The sequence below is a fragment of the Olleya sp. R77988 genome (assembly GCF_044594215.1).
Lineage (GTDB): Bacteria > Bacteroidota > Bacteroidia > Flavobacteriales > Flavobacteriaceae > Olleya.
The window spans coordinates 1,335,230-1,354,542 of record NZ_CP138988.1 but is presented as its reverse complement, the minus strand read 5'-3'; the positions used below and the strand labels follow the sequence as shown (position 1 = coordinate 1,354,542).

13 protein-coding genes and 1 pseudogene are annotated in these 19,313 nt (G+C 30.7%); 3 read left to right on the top strand and 11 right to left on the bottom strand.

The window, feature by feature from the left end; genetic code table 11:
* The first annotated feature begins 420 nt into the window (after nt 1–420).
* Entirely contained in the window at nt 421–1,659 is a 1,239-nt protein-coding gene (locus tag SJY17_RS06025; RefSeq protein ID WP_397364593.1) for a tyrosine-type recombinase/integrase, read from the top strand.
* A gap of 40 nt (nt 1,660–1,699) precedes the next feature.
* Here the strand turns inward: SJY17_RS06025 and SJY17_RS06020 are convergent, their stop codons facing one another.
* Entirely contained in the window at nt 1,700–1,930 is a 231-nt protein-coding gene (locus SJY17_RS06020) for a type II secretion system F family protein (RefSeq protein WP_397364592.1), read from the bottom strand.
* A gap of 42 nt (nt 1,931–1,972) precedes the next feature.
* Nucleotides 1,973–2,245 (bottom strand): hypothetical protein, encoded by a 273-nt coding sequence (locus SJY17_RS06015; RefSeq protein ID WP_397364591.1) that lies wholly within the window; start codon nt 2,243–2,245, stop codon nt 1,973–1,975.
* Nucleotides 2,246–2,948: 703 nt separating this feature from the next.
* Here SJY17_RS06015 and SJY17_RS06010 point away from each other — a divergent pair.
* The gene (locus SJY17_RS06010) at nt 2,949–4,031 is read left to right on the top strand and encodes a formylglycine-generating enzyme family protein (protein WP_397364590.1); all 1,083 of its coding nucleotides are present in this window, start codon (nt 2,949–2,951) and stop codon (nt 4,029–4,031) included.
* 70 nt (nt 4,032–4,101) lie between these two features.
* On the opposite strand, the gene SJY17_RS06005 is transcribed toward SJY17_RS06010, so the two are convergent.
* From SJY17_RS06005 to SJY17_RS05980, 6 genes and pseudogenes are all read right to left on the bottom strand, one after another.
* Nucleotides 4,102–5,001, bottom strand: coding sequence for an aldose 1-epimerase (locus SJY17_RS06005; RefSeq protein WP_397364589.1), 900 nt, complete (start codon nt 4,999–5,001; stop codon nt 4,102–4,104).
* 66 nt (nt 5,002–5,067) lie between these two features.
* Nucleotides 5,068–6,479 (bottom strand): annotated as a pseudogene (locus tag SJY17_RS06000) (purine-cytosine permease family protein).
* A 144-nt stretch (nt 6,480–6,623) separates the two neighbouring features.
* Nucleotides 6,624–7,772, bottom strand: coding sequence for an alpha-hydroxy-acid oxidizing protein (locus tag SJY17_RS05995; protein ID WP_397364588.1), 1,149 nt, complete (start codon nt 7,770–7,772; stop codon nt 6,624–6,626).
* Nucleotides 7,773–7,788: 16 nt separating this feature from the next.
* Nucleotides 7,789–9,168, bottom strand: coding sequence for an FGGY-family carbohydrate kinase (locus SJY17_RS05990; protein ID WP_397364587.1), 1,380 nt, complete (start codon nt 9,166–9,168; stop codon nt 7,789–7,791).
* Nucleotides 9,169–9,178: 10 nt separating this feature from the next.
* On the bottom strand, nt 9,179–10,459 hold the full coding sequence (locus SJY17_RS05985; protein WP_397364585.1) for a sugar isomerase: 1,281 nt from the start codon (nt 10,457–10,459) through the stop codon (nt 9,179–9,181).
* A 97-nt stretch (nt 10,460–10,556) separates the two neighbouring features.
* Complete coding sequence (locus SJY17_RS05980; RefSeq protein ID WP_397364583.1) at nt 10,557–12,653, bottom strand: bifunctional aldolase/short-chain dehydrogenase; 2,097 nt, start codon at nt 12,651–12,653, stop codon at nt 10,557–10,559.
* A 277-nt stretch (nt 12,654–12,930) separates the two neighbouring features.
* Here SJY17_RS05980 and SJY17_RS05975 point away from each other — a divergent pair, with 277 nt between their 5' ends.
* Complete coding sequence (locus SJY17_RS05975) at nt 12,931–13,974, top strand: GntR family transcriptional regulator (protein ID WP_397364582.1); 1,044 nt, start codon at nt 12,931–12,933, stop codon at nt 13,972–13,974.
* On the opposite strand, the gene SJY17_RS05970 is transcribed toward SJY17_RS05975, so the two are convergent.
* The 3 genes from SJY17_RS05970 to SJY17_RS05960 form a co-directional block, all read right to left on the bottom strand.
* The gene (locus SJY17_RS05970; protein ID WP_397364581.1) at nt 13,971–15,110 is read right to left on the bottom strand and encodes a lactonase family protein; all 1,140 of its coding nucleotides are present in this window, start codon (nt 15,108–15,110) and stop codon (nt 13,971–13,973) included. The genes SJY17_RS05975 and SJY17_RS05970 overlap by 4 nt on opposite strands.
* A 65-nt stretch (nt 15,111–15,175) precedes the next feature.
* On the bottom strand, nt 15,176–17,728 hold the full coding sequence (locus tag SJY17_RS05965; RefSeq protein WP_397364580.1) for a T9SS type A sorting domain-containing protein: 2,553 nt from the start codon (nt 17,726–17,728) through the stop codon (nt 15,176–15,178).
* A gap of 96 nt (nt 17,729–17,824) precedes the next feature.
* Nucleotides 17,825–19,312 (bottom strand): sulfatase, encoded by a 1,488-nt coding sequence (locus tag SJY17_RS05960; RefSeq protein WP_397364579.1) that lies wholly within the window; start codon nt 19,310–19,312, stop codon nt 17,825–17,827.
* Nucleotide 19,313: the final 1 nt, after the last annotated feature.

The following is a 19,313-nucleotide window of genomic DNA, read 5'->3' as shown; positions in this document are numbered from 1 at the left end:
AGGGATAATTAAAGCTTGGCGAAAATATCATAACTAAGAGTAAAAATAACAAAAATTTCGACGAAATACAATTTTAACAGCTGAAGTGTGTTAAAATAAAAAAGCATCCCAATTTTCTTTACAGAAAAAAGGAAAGCTTTCCATCGGTTCAAGCTATTTAACTAGCTTTCTACCTGTTTGATAGACTACTACATCTATCAAAACAACACAACTAAATTTTATTGCCAAAAAAAGCTCCAATTTCTCGGAGCTTTTAGCAATTTTTGCGGTCTGGACGGGACTTTTTTTTACTTAATTTTATTTTACTTCATTTTACAAAATGTACTTATTTAAAGGGTTTATAGCAAAAACGCATCAAATATTTACTCTACTTATCTTTATTTTATTTAAATTTGTTGCACAAATGTTGCACAATCAAATATGAGCCATTACACTTTTTACTTAAGAAAAAGCACAAATAAAAACACTTCTAAAGCTTCAGTCTTAATTAGATATTATGAAGATCGAAAAAACAGGGTTCAAATTAATACAGGAATTAAAATTTCTCAAAGGTATTGGAGTAACGCAAAAAATACCTTGAAAAATTCGACAGACATCACAGAACATTACAAAGAATTTTGTGAAATTAAAATGCTAGTCGAAACAATTATAGCGCATTACAAAAAAAACAACAAACCATTAAGCAAAGAACAATTTAAAGTTCATTTTTTAAAGAAAAGCATTTCTGAATTTGATGAAAAACCAGTTGAATTTTATAATGAATTAGGTCGTTATATTAATAACAAAAAAACTAAAGTAGTACCAGATGTTATTAAAGACTACAATAGCTTAAAAAAACATTTAATTGGCTTTGATAAAAACACCAAAACAATTACTAATTTTGAATCTATTAATTATTCTTTTTACATCAAGTGGACTGATTATTTAGCTAATAAAGTAGAACTTAAAAATGGGCAAATTGGACTTAAAAATAATACAATAGGTAAACAAGTAAAAAACCTAAAAGCATTCCTTAACAATTGCATGAAATTGAATATCATACCGAGTATAGACTTATCCAACTTTAAAGTTATACAAGAAGAAGTGGATCATATTTATTTAAATGAATCTGAAATTAAAGCAATTTCCAATGTAGACACTTTAAATGACAAAGAACTCACAAAAGTAAAAGACTTCTTTATCATTGGATGCTATACAGGTTTGCGGTTTTCTGACAATATAAGGATAAAGCCCGAATACATAGACAGTAATGGGTTTCTTTCAATTAGACAAAAGAAAACTTCTGGTAAAATTGTAGTGCCATTAAGAGAACAAGTTCTTACTATTCTAAAAAAATATAACAATTACTCACCAGAAATAAGCTCTGCAGTTTTTAATAAAAGGATAAAAGAACTAGGAAAAGAAGCTAAAATAAATGATGTCATTGAAATACAACATAAAAAAGGAAACACAAAAGAAGTTGAAAAATTTAAAAAGCATGAGCTTATTAGCTCTCATACATGCAGGCGTTCTTTTTGTACAAATGCCTATCTTGATGGTATAGATGTACACTTAATTATGCAAATATCAGGACACAAAACAGAAAAAGCTTTTAAACGTTATTTAAAGTTATCTAGTTATGAAGCTGCACTAAAAATGAAGGAAGCTTGGGGAATATAAAATGATACTCATAGTTTAAACATGTAGATATTTTTATTATTTAAAAATAATCAAACCTATCCAAAACACTACTCAGCTTAAACATTGGTAAGTACATTACAATTAAAATAACACCAACCAAAACACCTACAATTAAAATAATTATTGGTTCCATTATGGTTGACAATAATTTAAAACGCTGTTGCACTTGAATATTATATTGGGTGTTTAAACGTTCAAAAATAAACTCGTTTTGATTGGTTTCTTCAACTACTTTTACTAATGCAACCATTTTAATGATGCTGGCTTAAACTATCGCTTAGAGAGTTTCCTCTTAATATATTTTGCTCAACTTTTTCCAATGCATTTTTAAGAGGATAAAATCAATCATTTCTTTTACCAATTGGAAACTATTAACAACAGGCACTTCTGAAGTAGCTAACAAAGACACTACTTGCGTAAATTGAGAGAGATAAACCGTTTTAACAAAACTTCCAGTAAAAGGCAGCTTTAAAATAAGTTTATCCTTTGATTTTTTAAACCAAGACTTTTTGTTTAATAAAGATTTTAAAAACAGCAAGCCAACTATTAAAACTAATAATAACAAACCGTAGCTTTTAACCAACTGGAATAAATAATAAACTTAGTTATACCTGGCAACTCTACTTTTTGTTGCAAGAAAATATCCTGAAACATTGGCACATCTTTCTATAAACAGAATAATAATAGCTGGAACAGAAAAACAGGTGATACAGTCAAGTAAAAACTATTCTTAAAAAAAGAAAAAATAATCTACCTAGAATTATTAGTAATCAACAATTTAATAGATATGTAAAAGATCTAAGTAAAAAAGCTGGTTTTACTGATAAAATATTAGGAAACTTAATTGACCCAAAAATTAACATAAAAGTTAAAGGGTATTATCCTAAATATAAACTTATAAGATCTCATACTTATCGTAAAAGTTTTGCAACAAACCATTATGGAAAAATTGATAACAAAACTTTTAGGGCTATTAGGACTCAAAAAAGTCGTGCCCAATTTTTATCCTATGTAAAAACCACGCAAAAAGAGCATACTGAGAAATTGTAACGGTATTGGAATGAACAGGTTTAGATATCAAAGAATTGAGTTGTGAAATACATATAAACTCAAAAGCACCAATCAACATATATATTGATAAATACATCGCAATTAAAACTAAGTCAAGAATCTGCATAATTATGTACAAATAATATTATTAATAAAATTTTCTTAGTTATATTGTTTTTTTATGATCTTAAATCAAAATTTACACTATTAAAAAAATTATGCGAATATCTTTTATTACTCTGCTAGCGTTTTTATTACTCTTTAATTGCAAGAATGAGAAAAAAAATTCATCTAATAATCAAGATGAAAAAACAGAAAAACAATTAGAAATTGCTGCTCCTAAAGGAATGGTTTGGATTGAAAAAAAAACATTTTATCAAGGCGCAAAAAAAAATGATAAATTTGCTATGCATCGAGAAATGCCGGCGCATCAAGTAACGATTGATGGGTTTTTTATAGACAAAACCGAAGTAACCAATGCACAATTTAAAGCTTTTGTAGATGCAACTAATTACGTTTCTGTCGCAGAGCGTCCTATTGACTGGGACGAAATGAAAAAAGAACTACCGACAAATACACCAAAACCACACGATTCCATTTTACAACCTGGTAGTTTAATTTTTAATAAAAATGTAAATGCTGTTGTTAATATGCAAAACTATGGGCAATGGTGGACTTGGAAAATAGGTGCCAATTGGAAACATCCTGAAGGTTCTAGCAGTAACATTAAAGGGAAAGACAATTACCCTGTGGTTCATATAGCTTTAGAAGATGCATTGGCTTACTGTAAATGGGCAAATAGACGTTTACCTACCGAAGCCGAATGGGAAGCTGCTGCACAAGGAAAAAATAAAAACACCATATATACTTGGGGTAACAATAATGATTTACTTAATAATAATGCAAATACTTGGCAAGGTACATTTCCAACAGAAAACAAATCTGAAGATAGATTTGAATTTATTGCGCCTGTAAAATCATACCCTCCTAATAGTTTGGGTTTATACGATATGATTGGCAATGTATGGGAGTTAACTAGCGATTTGTTTAATACAAATTATTACAAGACCATAGATACCTCTATAGATTTAATTAACCCAAAAGGTGCTGAAAAAGCATTTAACTCTAATAATCCATACCAAAAAGAAAATGTCATGAAAGGTGGTTCTTTTTTATGTCATCAGTCGTATTGTGCTAGTTTTAGAATATCTGCAAGAATGGGTGTAGCACAAGATTCTGGCAGTGACCATGTAGGGTTTAGAACTGTAGCAACTAAAGCAATGCTGCAATCTCGGAATTAAATAAAATTAATGTTTTAAAAGGCTTTTTTGTTTTACTTGTCTTGGAATAGATTTTTATTCTACCTGTATATTAATCACCTGTTGAAACAGTTAATCTCCAGTCAATAGTATATTTCTTTTTAGGTTTTAAAATTTGCAACCCAATCTTATTGTTGAAACTATCGCAAATACCAGTCATTGGTTCTATAGCTATAATATCAGCCTCTTTAGGCGTGTACAATTGTAAAAAGTTGTGCTTAGATGTTGACGTAATTTCAATATTATATTCTGGTGTAATAAATTCAATACAATTATGCTTTAATTTATAACCATAATCCAATTTCGCATCTTTTAATTGAAGTGGCATTTTGGCATTAAATGCCACTGTACCTACTGTTATTTGCTGTTCATCAACTGCATATTCTGAATTACTAATAAAGTTAATATAGCTATCATTCAAATTCTTGCTTTTAAAATAAGGATGCCATCCTAAAGTAAATGGAAATGAACTATCGTCTAGATTAGTAATTTGAGTTGAAATTGAAATTCCTGCTTTGAAAAAGCTATACGTTATATTGATTTTGAATTTAAAAGGAAAACCTTCATTATTACCATCATCTACATATTGCAAAGTTACTGAAGCTCTATCTTTAGAAGCGGAAGAATTTATAACTTTAAAATTCTTATTATAAACTGTGCCATGTAATGCATTGTGCTTGTTTGTTTCATTGCAATGAAGCTTGTAAAGCTTGTCATTAAACCTATATTCACCATCCTTAATTCTATTTGCAAAAGGAAACAAAATAGAGGAAGCGTAATTATCTTTGTATGTATTGGTATCATAATTTGCTAAAACTTGAATACCTTCAAAAACAAAACCACTTAATCTACCACCTTGGTTTAAGCATATTTCGACCTTTGTTTTATCATTAGAACTTGTTAATTCTATGTAATTTAAGCCCTCTTTCTCTATTTCATTAATTTTGTACAATTTTCTATAATAATTTCACCTAATAAACTATAAAACGATTCCTAATAGTTGGCTATCTTAAAGCTATTATTTATTTTGAAAGCGTTTACTAAAAACTAAAAACAGAACACCACACAACACCCATGCTGGAAGGGTAACAAATGATAAGAAAATATCGAACTTAATTGATATAAAGTAAAACAACCCAAAGCTAATTGCCCAAGCTAAAAAAACTGATTTATTAAATGATAAATTAGCTGCTTCTGCATAATTTTTTACAATACCTGCTTTTTTATGGAAGAAATGTTCAAACACAATAATGGCACCAAAAGGCGCTAAAATAAATCCATACAAGGCTACAAAACCTAAAAGCTTCATTGCAAATGCAGGAAATAAACCTGCTATAGTTGCAATTGCACCAGCAAGCAAGGTCACTTTTGCTGTTGATAATTTTGGTAAAATTGCCTGAAAGGCTAAACCAGCTCTGTATATTGTAGGGTTAGCGGTTGTCCAACCTGCTAAAACAACTGCAATAATTCCAAATACACCAATTGCATTATAAGCCATTGGTTCAGGTGCTACTGGTGGCGCTGCATTATTTGTTAAAAAAGATTGTGCTTCTGGTGATTTTAAATATACTGCATATAATAAAGCTGCAGCTATCCAAGCCATGTAATGACCTACATACATTCCTGCTGCTGTTGCCCATCCTGCTTTTGGTTTTTTTGCAAATCTAAATACAGATAAATCTGACATACCAACATGCATGGCGCCATTAGCAAACCAAGACCAAATTACTACATGCCAAAATGTAAATTTTATTTGACCTGGAAAAGGCTCACTTCCTTCTCCCCAAATATTCCAAAAGTCAGAAAAACTATCAATACCTAACTGACCAAGTGCAACAATACCACATGCTAAAAATGCTAAAACTATTATTGGAGACATCCAATTTGCAGCTTTAGTAACCGTATCATAACCTCGTGCTGCAATTAGAGATATAACTGTACCAATTACAATTACAATAATAATCCAAGTCATCCCATTTGGCATTGTATCATCTAGCTTAGGCATAGGCATATCAAAAGGGATACCTACTGCTGTAGCAGATACAGTTATCATGGATCCTGCTAAAAAACAAAACAAAATACCATTTGCTAAATTATAACCTGTTACCAGTTTTTTACCACATATTTTTTCTAACTGAAAGTATAAAGTTAGTCTATTTTTTACAGCTATTTCAGCAGTTAAAAAACGCCAACTTAATACCGCTAATAAATTACCTAATAATAGCCCAATAATTAAATCAAAAGCACTTACACCTGCTGTTAAAAACAAAGCTGTCCAATCATAAACTTAGTACCAGCAGCATGTTCTCCAGCATACATACCTATAAAGCTTTTCCAGCCTTTTAATTTTGATTGTGGCACAGGAGTTCTTTCAAATTCTCCACCTGAATTTTCATCTATGATTTCTGTTGCGTTTTGATATTCTGTCATAGTTAGTTTTTATAGTTAATTGTCAGTATAAACGAATATAAATTGACTGTAAAGATATTCTATCCTGTACTGTATGGTATAAAATTACAAAACTCAGCAAAAAATTGCTGAGTTTTAAATATATGCTTTTTTTAAAAATTAATTTTAAGAAATTAAATGATCTGGAAAATCTGTTGTGTTTTCGCAACACAATTGCTCCATAACTTGCTGCAACTCTGTTTTTAGCAATGATATGGTATGATTCCCTCCTTTTTTTCCTAAAGCAGAAACTCCATACATAAACGAACGACCCATAAAAGTAAATTTAGCACCACTTGCCATAGCTCTTGCAACATCTGGCCCTGAGCGTATACCACTATCCATAAAGACTTCTATTTGATCTCCATACTTTTCTGCAATAGTTGTAAGTGGTTTTATAGTTGATTGACCAGCATCTAATTGACGTCCACCATGATTAGATACTATAATTCCGTCTAAACCAAGTCTTATTGCTTGTTCTGTATCATAATCTGAGGCTACTCCTTTTAAAACAATTTTCCCTTTCCACATATCGCGAATTGGCTTAATTTTTTCTTCATTTAATCTTCCAGAAAAAGTTTGATCCATAAATTTACCCAGTTGTTTTAAGTCTAAACCTTTAGGCATATACGGCTTTAATGTTTCAAAATTTGGCTGCCCATATTTTAAAGTGTTTAAAGCCCAAGAAGGTCTTCCTAAAACCTGCAAAATATTTTTTATGGTCATTTTTGGTGGCATTGCTAAACCGTTTCTAATATCTCTTGGTCTAAAACCAAATGTTGGAACATCACACAGGATTACCAAAACTGGACATTCTGCAGCTTCAGCTCGTTTTATTATATCATCTCTTAATCTATCTTCTGTTGGATGATATAATTGAAACCATGCTTTACCTTCTGTTAACTCACTTACTCTTTCTATACTTGTTGTGGTAACTGTACTTAATATAAATGGTATGTTATGCTTAAAAGCTGCTTTTGCCAAAATTTCTGGCGAATTTGGCCACATTAATCCTTGCAAACCCACTGGAGCAATACCAAATGGCGCATCATACTCTACACCAAATAATTTGGTTTTAAGCGATGACCCTTTATGATTTCTTAAATAATTTGGTTTTAATTGTACTTCTCTTAACTCTGATGTATTTCTAATTAAGTTTACATCTTCATTACATCCACCATCTAAATATTCGAATGCAAATTTTGGGATTTTTTTTTGAGCTTTTTTTCTCAAATCATCTATTGATGGATATCTTGTGTCAAATTTTAAAGCCATAATATCATTATATTAATTACCCTCCAACTATAAAAGGGACGTGTTTTTTTAGTGCATAATTCTTTTTTAAGAATTTTGAGTTCAATTTAGTGTCAGAAATTGCAATTGCAGCTCCTAATGCAGACCCTAAAGAAGCTTTTGTTGTTCTTAATTTCATTCCTCTTAAATAATGAGATAAAAGTTTAATATACAAATCATTATCTGTAAAACCACCATCAACATATAACCTGTCTACTTCTTGAATTTTAGATATTCTTTTAATACTCTCTACTTGTAACTGCACCAATTCTATCATTAAATGATGATACGCATGCTCAAAATTATTGTGATAATATGTGGTTTTTTCAGGCATTGTAGGATGTGAAAAAGATTCCCATTTAAATGCATAATGAAATTCTTTAATAATTTCTGAATACACTTCATAATTAAAGGCTACGGTTTTATGATAGTCTTTATCTACTCCAAATTTTTCTGTTAATCTTTTAACCTGAATTTTATATTCATTACCTAAAAACAATCTTGATGATTTTACAGGTTTTCCATTTATTCGCATATAATTAATGCAATCTGCCTTAACATCATCATTTGTTAAAAGAGTATCTGTAAAAGGATTTAAAGCAATGCTCCAAGTTCCTGTAGAAACTAAAACAAAAGGTTTTTTTACGCTTCTAACATAAGGTAAAAGTGCTGATGAACTATCATGAATACCTACACCAATTTTAATTCTCTTACCATTGTAATTAATATTTAAACTGGTTTCTGTAGATACAATTGGTGGTAATATTTTATGTATTCCTTCTTTATACACCCAATCTTGGTAATCTTTGGTTTCATAATTCCATAACGATGTATGACAGCCAATACTTGTGAATTCACTTAAAGGAATACCAGTAAACACAAAGCTTAAATATTGTGGTAAGTGAAGTGAATATTTTATTTTTTTAAATAGCTCTGGTTTTGCATGTTTTAGCCAATACAATTGTAATCCAGAATTTAATAAGCCTGATGATCTAGAAGATCCGCTTGTTCTTATTAATTCTTCATCATTATCATATTTTTTATAGAATTGTTCTGCTATTTCCGGATCTATTTCTTTGGTATAATTGTACAAAGGTGTTAGTACATTTCCATCTTCGTCTAAATGTACAAAACTTGCTCCATAGGTAGAAAAATTTATAGCTTTTACATTAAATTCTTCTGCATGTAGAATTCTATTAAAAACTTCCTTTAACCAATTATGTAACGCTGTTATGTTTTCTGTTGGATGGCCATCTTCATCTAAAATTTCATCAAAAGATATGTATTCTTTATGAACTTCTTTAAAGTCTTTATCAAATAAAAAAAACTTTTTATTGGTTTTGCCTATATCAAAAACTGCTGTTACTTTTTTTTCCATTTTAGAACTATTATAAGCCTGTTGCTATAGTGTTCTTACCTCTTTCAGCAATCAAACTATTTCTAACACCTAAACTTCTGTAAGCATTAATTGGGCTAATTACTCCGCCTGAATTAATTCTTGCTTTTTCTAATAAAGGTCTTACATCTGTTCTATATGCACCTTGTAAAATTTCTTGACATTTTACAACATCATTATCTATTTGAGCTGCTTTTAAAGCTTTTTGATCTATTAATAATGCTTTTGCATAAGCTTCTTGAATTGCTTCTAAAGATTGAATTAAATCTTCTAAAGGATCTTTAACATTATGACTCGCATCAATCATCCACGCTAAATCTGGATTTTGCGGATTGTTTTGCATACCATAAACCAATTCATTAAAAATTAAAAATAAAGCATAAGGTTTAATGCTTCCTACAGTTAAATCATCATCTCCATATTTACTGTCGTTAAAATGAAAACCACCTAATTTACCTTTTAATTGTAGGATAGATACAATTTGTTCTATATTACTGTTTGGCAGGTGATGTCCTAAATCTACTAATGTATACGCTTTATCTCCACATCCATTTGCAAGCATTAAAGAAGCTCCCCAATCTTGAATTACTGTACTGTAAAAATTAGGCTCATAAGGTTTATATTCTATTAGCATATTCCAATCGTTTGGAAGTCCTTTATAGGTATCTATTAGACTATCTTGAGTGTTTTGGAAAGCCGTTTGAAAATTATTTTGTCCTGGAAAACATGATCCATCTGCTAACCAAACGGTTAATGCTTTAGATCCTAATTTATCTCCAATTTTAATAACATCTAAATTATGCTGTATTGCTTGCTCTCTAACTGCTTTACTTACATTACTTAAAGAACCGTATTTATAAGTTTCTTTAGCATCTTTTTGATCTTGAAATGTATTAGAATTTACAGCATCAAATTTAATATTTAAAGCATCTGCTTTTTGTTTGATAGCTGCATAATCTGAAGGAATATCCCAAGGAATATGTAGAGAAACAGCTCCTGCTGTTTGTGTTAAACTATGTAAAACACCAATATCTTCTATTTTTTGTTCTAAGTTTGATGGTTCTCCATAAAAAGAAAAACGTCCAAAACGAGTACCACCTGCACCTAAAGCCCAACTTGGTATTGCAACTTGAAAGTCTGACAGTTTAGAAACAATTTCTTGAACATTATGACCTTGTTTTGTTAATTTATTTGCTAAGAAATCAAAATTATTATTATGATTTTCAATTTCTTTTTTATTAAAATTTAAAATTTGTTCTTCTTGTATTTTCATACTTATTTTGGTTGTTGTAAATAAAAAACTTCTATAAAAATAATATCTATAGAAGTTTTCTCCTTAATTCAAATAAAACTAACTACTAATAACTTTTTTATCTTACAAATGCATTAGCCATTCCACCATCAACATTTATAATATTTCCTGTCGATTTGTCTAATATCCCAACAAGAGAGAAAACTCCGTTTGCAATATCATCTGGTGTAATAATCTCATTTAATAAGTTTCTTTTTGCATAAAATGCTGGTAATTCTTCTACCGTAATTCCATTGGCTTTAGCTCTACCTTCTGCCCAAGCTCCTTCCCAGATCTTGCTTCCAACAATTACACCATCAGGATTTACAGTATTTACTCTTACTTTATCTTTTGCCAATTCAGCTGCCAATAAGCGGACCATGTGCTGTTGCGCCGCTTTTGCAGTACCATATGCTACATTGTTTGGACCTGCAACTAAACCATTTTTACTTGCAATTGCTATATAATCTCCTCCTAAACCTTGCTTACGAACGATTACTGCAAATTGTTTTGCTAAATCAAATTGACCTTTTACTAAAATACTTTGTAAGATGTTCCAGTCTTTATCTGTAGTATCTGTTAATGGTTTAGAAATTGCTAAACCAGCACTATGTACAATCATATCTACACCACCAAACTCTAAAGTTGCTTTTTTATAAGCGCTTGCAATAGACTCTGTATTGGTTACATCACAAATTGCGTAGGTAGATACGTCTCTAGCATACGTTCCGTTAGCTTCAACTAAAGCCTCTTCATTAATATCTGTTAATACAACATTTGCTCCTTCTGCAGCTAATTTATCTGCAATTGCTTTTCCAATTCCACCTCCAGCTCCAGTAACTAAAGCTACTTTTCTAGATAATGGCTTTTCTTTTGGCATACGTTGCAATTTTGCTTCTTCTAGTAACCAGTATTCTATATCAAACGCTTCTTGTCTTGGTAATGAAGTATATTCTGTTATAGCTTCTGCACCTCTCATTACGTTAATTGCATTGATATAAAACTCACTTGCAACACGTGTTGTTTGTTTGTTTTTTGCAAAACTAAACATACCTACTCCAGGATAAATAATAATTACTGGATTTGCATCTCTTATTGCTGGACTATTATCTTTTTTACAAGTATTATAGTAATCTGCATATTCTTGACGATATGCTTCAAAAGCAGGTTCTAATTTTGCTAAAATAGCTTCAGAATCAGATAAATCTTCATTTTTATCTAAACTTAAAACTAATGGTTGAATTTTAGTTCTTAAGAAATGATCTGGACAAGAAGTTCCCATAGGAGCTAATCTTTCTAAATCGTTGCTATTGATATATTGCAGAACAACATCAGTATCAGAAAAATTACCAATCATTCTTTTTTCCGAAGAACACAAACCTCTTAATAAAGGCATTAATTGCGCTGCTTTTTCTGAGCGCTCTTCTTTTGGTAAGCTTTCAACTTTTTGACCGCCAAAAACTTCACCTTGTTCTTCTAATTTTTGTTCTATATATTCAGAAGCCATTTCAATTACTTCTAAACTATTCATATAACACTCGTAAGAAGTGTCTCCCCAAGTAAATAAACCGTGAGAACCTAAAACTATACCTCTAATTCCTGGATTATCTGCTAAACATTTTTCTAACTGTAAGCCTAAATCGAATCCTGGTTTTTGCCAAGGTACCCAACCCATAGTGTCTCCCCAAATTTCTTTGGTTACTTTTTCACTGTCTTTTGCAGCTGCAACTGCAATTAAAGCATCTGGATGCAAGTGATCTATATGAGCAAATGGTAACAAACCGTGTAAAGGCGTATCAATAGAAGGTGCTTTACTATCTAAATCGTAAATACAGTGGTTAAACAACCCAACCATTCTATCTTCATCATGTAAACCTTGGTACACATTTTTTAAATCTCGTAATCTACCTGTATATAAACCTGCAATTCCTGAACGTGTTAATGTACCTATGTCTCCACCAGAACCTTTAACCCACATTACCTCAACTTCTTCGTTTGTTAAAGGGTCTTTTTCTATAGTTTTACAACTAGTGTTTCCACCTCCATAATTTGTAATTCTTAAATCTGTACCTAATATATTTGAGCGATATAAAAATAATTCTACTTGATTATCTCCTAAAGCAAGTGCTTTTTCCTCATCCCATAAATAATCAACATATTTAAATGTTTCCGTCATTTTTTCTGATTTTTAAATATTAAAATTCTTAAAATCAAAAATAAGGTTGAATTTAAACTTTTGTATCCTGTACTGTACCGTAAAACTCAAAGTTATTTTAATAAATAATTTACAATCCTAAATTAGGATATATTTTTAACTTTAACTTTATTTTTGTTAAATTAATTGGTTTACTTTTTTATCACAAAACATTTTTATTATATATAAATATTGTTCTCTTTTATTACATTTGCTTTAAAGCAACTTCATTTGAAAGACAAAAATTTAGTTTATGGATATGATAAAACTCATAACGATTGATGAAAACTCAAGGGTTCCAAAATATCAGCAAATTATAGATTCTATTATCCATAATATTTCGCAAGGGAATCTTACTATGGATCAAAAGATACCTTCTATTAATATGTTTAGTGAGGAGTTTTATTTATCTCGTGATACAGTAGAAAAAGCGTATAGCATATTAAAAGAACGTAAAATTATTACTTCTATTAGAGGTAAAGGTTTTTACATTTCTAGAACTAAATTAATATCTAAAGTAAACATCTTGTTTTTAATAAACAAGTTAAGTTCTTACAAATTAAGAACCTACAATCATTTTATAAATAGTATTGGAGCTAATTCTCATACAGATTTACACATATACCATTGTGATGAAACGCTTTTTTTAAATTTATTAGAAAAAAATAAGGGTGGATACGATTATTTTATTGTTATGCCGCATTTTAAATCGGATGATTTAAAACATGTTAGTTTACCAGAAAAAGTGTGTAATGCTTTGAAAACGATTCCAGATGATAAACTTATCATTTTAGACAATGTAAAATCTTTTTCTAATAAAAATGTTGTTCAGATTTATCAAGATTTTGAAAATGATATTTATATTGCCTTAAATAAAGGGTTAGAAAAAATCAAAAAATATGAGAAAATCATGTTAGTCTATCCTGACAATACAGTATACCCTTACCCAAAAAGAATACTTCATGGTTTTAGAAAGTTTTGCATAGAACATAAATTAGATTTTGAAATTATTGAGGAAATTTATGATCATATGATTTTAAAAAAAGGCGATTTATTTATAACTATTGAAGAAGCAGATCTGGTAAATTTAGTTAAACAAGTTAGAGAAGATGAATTTGTTTTAGGTAAAGAGATTGGTATTATTTCTTACAACGATACGCCTTTAAAAGAATTGCTTGGTATTACTGTAATTTCTACCGATTTTAAAGTAATGGCAGAAACTGCTGCTCAAGTAATTTTAAATAAAACAAAAGGAGTTTCTTTAAAAGTTCCTTTTAATTTTATTGATAGAAAATCTGTTTAATAGCTTTTCATTTGAATACTTGAAGGACTGTTAACTTTAATTTCGTTTTGTAATTTTAATTTTCCTGTTTTTTTATCTCTTTTAAAAATAACAATATTATTTGTAAACTGATTTGCCACTAATAAAAAATCGCCTTCTGGTGAAATGGCAAAATTCCTAGGGTGTTTGCCATAAGTAGGCTCATACCCTACCAAAATCAATTCCCCTGTTTTATTATCTATAGAAAATATGGAGATACTATCTTCTTTTGGGCCACGATTGGAAGCATATAAAAATTTGCCATCAGGAGAAACATGAATGTCTGCAGCTCTATACATCTCTTGCTTTTGCTGATATGATAGGTAATCTCTAATAAATTCTAATTGTCCGTTTTTATATTTAAACATCGTAATTTTACCACTTAGTTCTGATATGCTGTACCCAAATTTACCATTTGGGTGAAATGTAAAATGTCTAGGGCCACTTCCAGGTTTTAATTTTATTTGACTTCCTTTTTGAAGTATGGAATCTTGAGCGTTTACATCTAAACTAAAACCTCTTATTTTATCTGAGCCTAAATCATGTGCAAACAAATATTTATTATCTGGCGAGAAATTGGCAGAATGAATATGGGAAGATTCTTGTCTGCTTTTAATGATACTACTATCCTTGAATCTTAACAATTGACTATACGGATTAAGACTTCCGTCGGAATTGACTTTAAGAAGACTTAAGCTACCATCAGAGTAGTTAGAATTTACTAAAAACTTCCCAGTTTTGTCTACTTCTAGATGTGCTGGGTTTAACCCTTCACAATCTTGTATATTTATCAAGTCTATTTTTCCTTGAATTGAATCTACAGCAAACGATGCTATTTTGCCATTATAAGGCATTTGACTTTCCATTACAGCATACAAATACTTACCATTTGATGATAGTTTTAAGAATGAAGTATTTGTTACACTGTCTAAAGTATATTTTAGTTTACTTTCTCCTGTTTTATTATCAAACTCATATATATGGATTCCTTTTCCTGGCTTTTTATCGGTAAAACTACCAACAAACAGTAAGGTTGTTTCTTTTGTTGACTTGCAACCCACAAACAAAACTAAAATTAAGCCAAGTAATAAGAATTTGGATAAACTGTTTATTGGCATAAGATGGATCTAATAGGTCTTATAATTCAATGTATTTCTTTTGGATTCTGAAATATTATTCTAGTTTAATAAAACAATAACTTTTTAAAAGTATTTTTAATTTTCACAATGTACATTCCTTTAGAAAAACTAGAAACATCAATTATATTTCCATTTCCTGAAAGAATTTTACTGCCATTTATAGCATAAACTTCCCATTTTTCTGAAGTGTGACTTGTTATATTAAATAGTCCTTGAGAATTTGGATTCGGATAAACAACAAAGCTGTCATTTAAGGCATTATCATTAACAGATAAATTTCCTTGTACAAATGTTGCATTAATATTTAAGTCGGAATTAACCGTTATGGTTAAAGGGTTTTCTGTACTTTCAATATCTCCTGTCCAGCCTTGAAACTCCCAACCTTGATCTGCAATTGCATTTAAATCAAATGTTTGTCCTCCAAAAGAAGTTCCACTTTGATAATTTAATAAGCCATTGCCGACTTTAGTTAATGTTACATCAAAAACCTCGTTACCTGCATTAGGTATAAACTCTATTCTATCAAAAACAATACTACCTGTATTTACACTTTCATATACCTTAAATTCATTAATAATGCCTGCCCAAAGCGACCAGTTTGTTAAATCTACATCTATAGTATGCCACTGATTATCATTAGGGATTGTAATTTTCTTTCTTCCTGAAGAAAATTCTGTACCTGGAATATTTGCGGCCATTTGGAGAAAACTATCTTCTGTGCTGTTTTTAACTACTAATTGCAACGTGTCATACAAATCAGAATTGATATTTAAACCTCTAATTGCTGCCATTGGAAATGAAAATCCGCTTGAAAAATTCAAGGTTAATTTGTTATTATCTGTATTTACGTCCATTCCTGCACTCACTGCTGTCCAAGGTGAAAAATCTTCTGTAGTTGTCCAAACTACAGTTGCAGGTGCAATACTAGTCACAAAATAATCTTCTGTTCTAAACTCAAATTTTTCAAACGCAAAAGATGCAATTTCTGTATCTAAACTAATTATAGAACCAGATTCACCATCAGTTCGTGCAGTAGTTACTATACTTTCCCAATTACTATACTGGTGGGGGTTTGGATTTTCATAGGCTTCGTAAGCTGCAATTCCTGCTTCAGTTAAAATTCTATACGGATCACCTCTATCATCAAACCCACTTTGTAAATATCCTGATGTGTTTTCTAAAAAATTTTGAAGTTTATTATTAGTTTTATCATAAGAAATACTTCTATAATATAAGGTTGTGCCTTCTGGTAATTCGGTCGTAAAAGACACATTTACTTCTTCATTATCTACATAGTTTAAAGAACTATTATTATAATTATATATTAAGACATCATATTCTGTGGTGTTATCCTCTTTTGAAAAAATAGCATCGAGATCATTTGTTGGAGTTTCAGGTGTACCAGATTTATCTGTTGCATAATTCACCTTACCATTCATTGAATTCAAAATACTAATTCCTGGAGGGTCTTGCGAACCAATTCTATTACCCCATCTATATACTAAATCTAAACCATTGTCTTTATTCTTATAAAAAATATTAGAAAAATACAACTCTACAACTTCTGCATGAGATGTTTCTGCATTAATAAATCCATTACCATCGGCCCCATTCATTGTGGTTACTGTTGCATACTCCATTAAATCAATGGTTGCATTGGCGTTCCATTCTGGATGATTTATTAAATCTGCAAATAGTCCATCATATTTGGCACTCATATTACGCAAATTACTATTACCTAAAACTACGTAATCTGATATTCCCCAAAAATCATATTGAACACTATTATCAAAACAATATTCTATTAAATCTTCAGCAAAAGAAGCAAAAGGTTCTCCTTTATAATTTAATACAGAACCATTTTGATAGAGAAAATCTGGAGCTCTTGTATGCAAACCAATAATTGCATTTGGCAAAACTGTTCTTACAGCACTTTCTGTATTTTCAAAATGTTCTATAAAATCTTGTTTGGTACCATACCAATGGTTTGGTGTTTCGATTTCAGAACCAACTCTAAAACGCCAAGATAAAACCATTTCTTCTCCATAGTTTGCAACTAATTCGGTCATCAAAGCTATTATATAATCGTGGTATGCAACTTTATCTGCAGGAGGCAAAGAATTTCCATAAATGGATATTTGTTCATTTTCTCGAAAATTTACATAATCTATAGTTCCTTCAGGAATAAAAGTATAGCCGTGTTGAAAAGCCCAAGGCGGTTGATCTAAGACAATTTGATGGATTTCTGTTTGAGAATTAATAATGTTGTCTAACCTTTCTATCAGTGGCTCAAATCTATATACATATATATTATTGATAGAATCATACAAACAGGTATCAAAATCTAAATCTTTTACATTTTCTCCATTTACAGTTTTTTTGATTCCTCCAATCATTCTAACTGTATTCATTTTAAGTCCTGGACGTACATTTGAACCATTTTGAGGACTAATTCTATTAGCTATAGACCAAATATTATGTAAAGGTGCGCGCTCATTATCTTCATTTGTAAAATCTGCTGATAAAGTTACTTGTGCGTTTACGTTGTAAAAACTAAAAACGCATAATACTAGAGCTAGTTTTTTTAGAGATGACATCGTTTAAATTATGATTAAAATTATTCATTAATGCCAAGTTAGTTGTATTCAATAAAATATCTATCCTGTTATGTCATGGACTTCGTTTTTATCCTTTTATTGTCCATTGACGCGTTTCTTTTGCTCAACAAAATAACGCTGAAACGTATAGTTAGATTCTGAGTCCCATTTTGAGTTTACCTTAGGCAAGTATTTTTTCATCAATTTAATTTGTTCTTTGTATTTTGGATTATCAGCTTCATTATGCCATTCATTTGGGTCTTCACTATGTTTGTAAAACTCCTCTTTTCCGTCTTCGTATCTTATATACCTATAACCATCAACCTTAATAGCATGGTTATTCATTCCAAAAGTTGTAATCGCTTTAGCCTCATTAACACCTTCATCATTTTGCATCATAGCCACCAAACTCTTGCCTTCGTTTCTTTTATAGGCTGGCAAACCACTTAATTCCAACAATGTAGGATAGATAGACAACATTTCTACAGGAGCATGAATCTTTTTAGCTTTAGGTAAATTAGGACCCGCAAATAGTAAAGGTGCTTTAGTTGCAGTTTCCCAAAGTGCATGTTTTGCAAATGTACCTTTTTCTCCTAATCTGTAGCCATGATCAGACCACAAAACAATTACAGTATTATCTACATATTTACTACTTTCTAAAGCATCTAAAACTCTACCCAACTCGTTATCTACATAACTGATACAAGCCAAATAAGCTTGTACAATTTTCTTCCATTCGCCACTTTCTTTAGCCCATTCTGTTGATGGCATCATTGGCAAAACATTAATCTGCATGCCTACTGGTGGAATATCGTTTAAATCGTCTGACTTATAAGGTGGTGTTTGAATCTCTTCCAAAGGATATAAATCGAACCATTTTTGAGGAACGTACAAAGGCACATGCACACGCAAAAAACCTAATCCCATAAAAAATGGTTTCTCATATTTTCTATGCAAACGTTCTAACACCCAATTTACAGATTGATGATCTGGCATTAAGGTATCGTTCTCTGGAAAAGCACCCCAATCTGTACTTGTCCTTCCATGTGTTCCTTTGATGCCTTTTCCGAAACCATCCCAAACAAAACGTTTTTCTGGATAAGGTCCAAAGCCTTTTACACGTCCGCCAGATTCATTAAAAACGCTATCAGGAGCATGGATATGAAATAACTTCCCAATTCCCATAGTATGATATCCATTTTGCTCAAAATATTCTGGTAAAAATGTGATGTCTTTTGTAGCTGGGTTTCCCGGTCTTCTGATTTTATTATCAGGCGTCATGCCATAAATACCAGTTGTTGAAGGACGTAAACCTGTCATTAAAGATGCTCTTGACGGGCCACATAATGGTGCTTGCACATGCGCATTTGTAAAAGTAACTCCCGCTTTTGCAAGCCTTTCAAAATTAGGTGTTTTTACATTTGAAAAATTATCAATGGGACTTATCCAATTATTTAAATCATCAACCGCAATAAATAAAAAATTAGGCTTAGCGTTGTCTACTTTTAGGTCTTTTTTATTTTCATTCTTACATGAAAAAAAAGAAACCAATGCTACTAATACTATTAATTGTGTGTGCTTCATA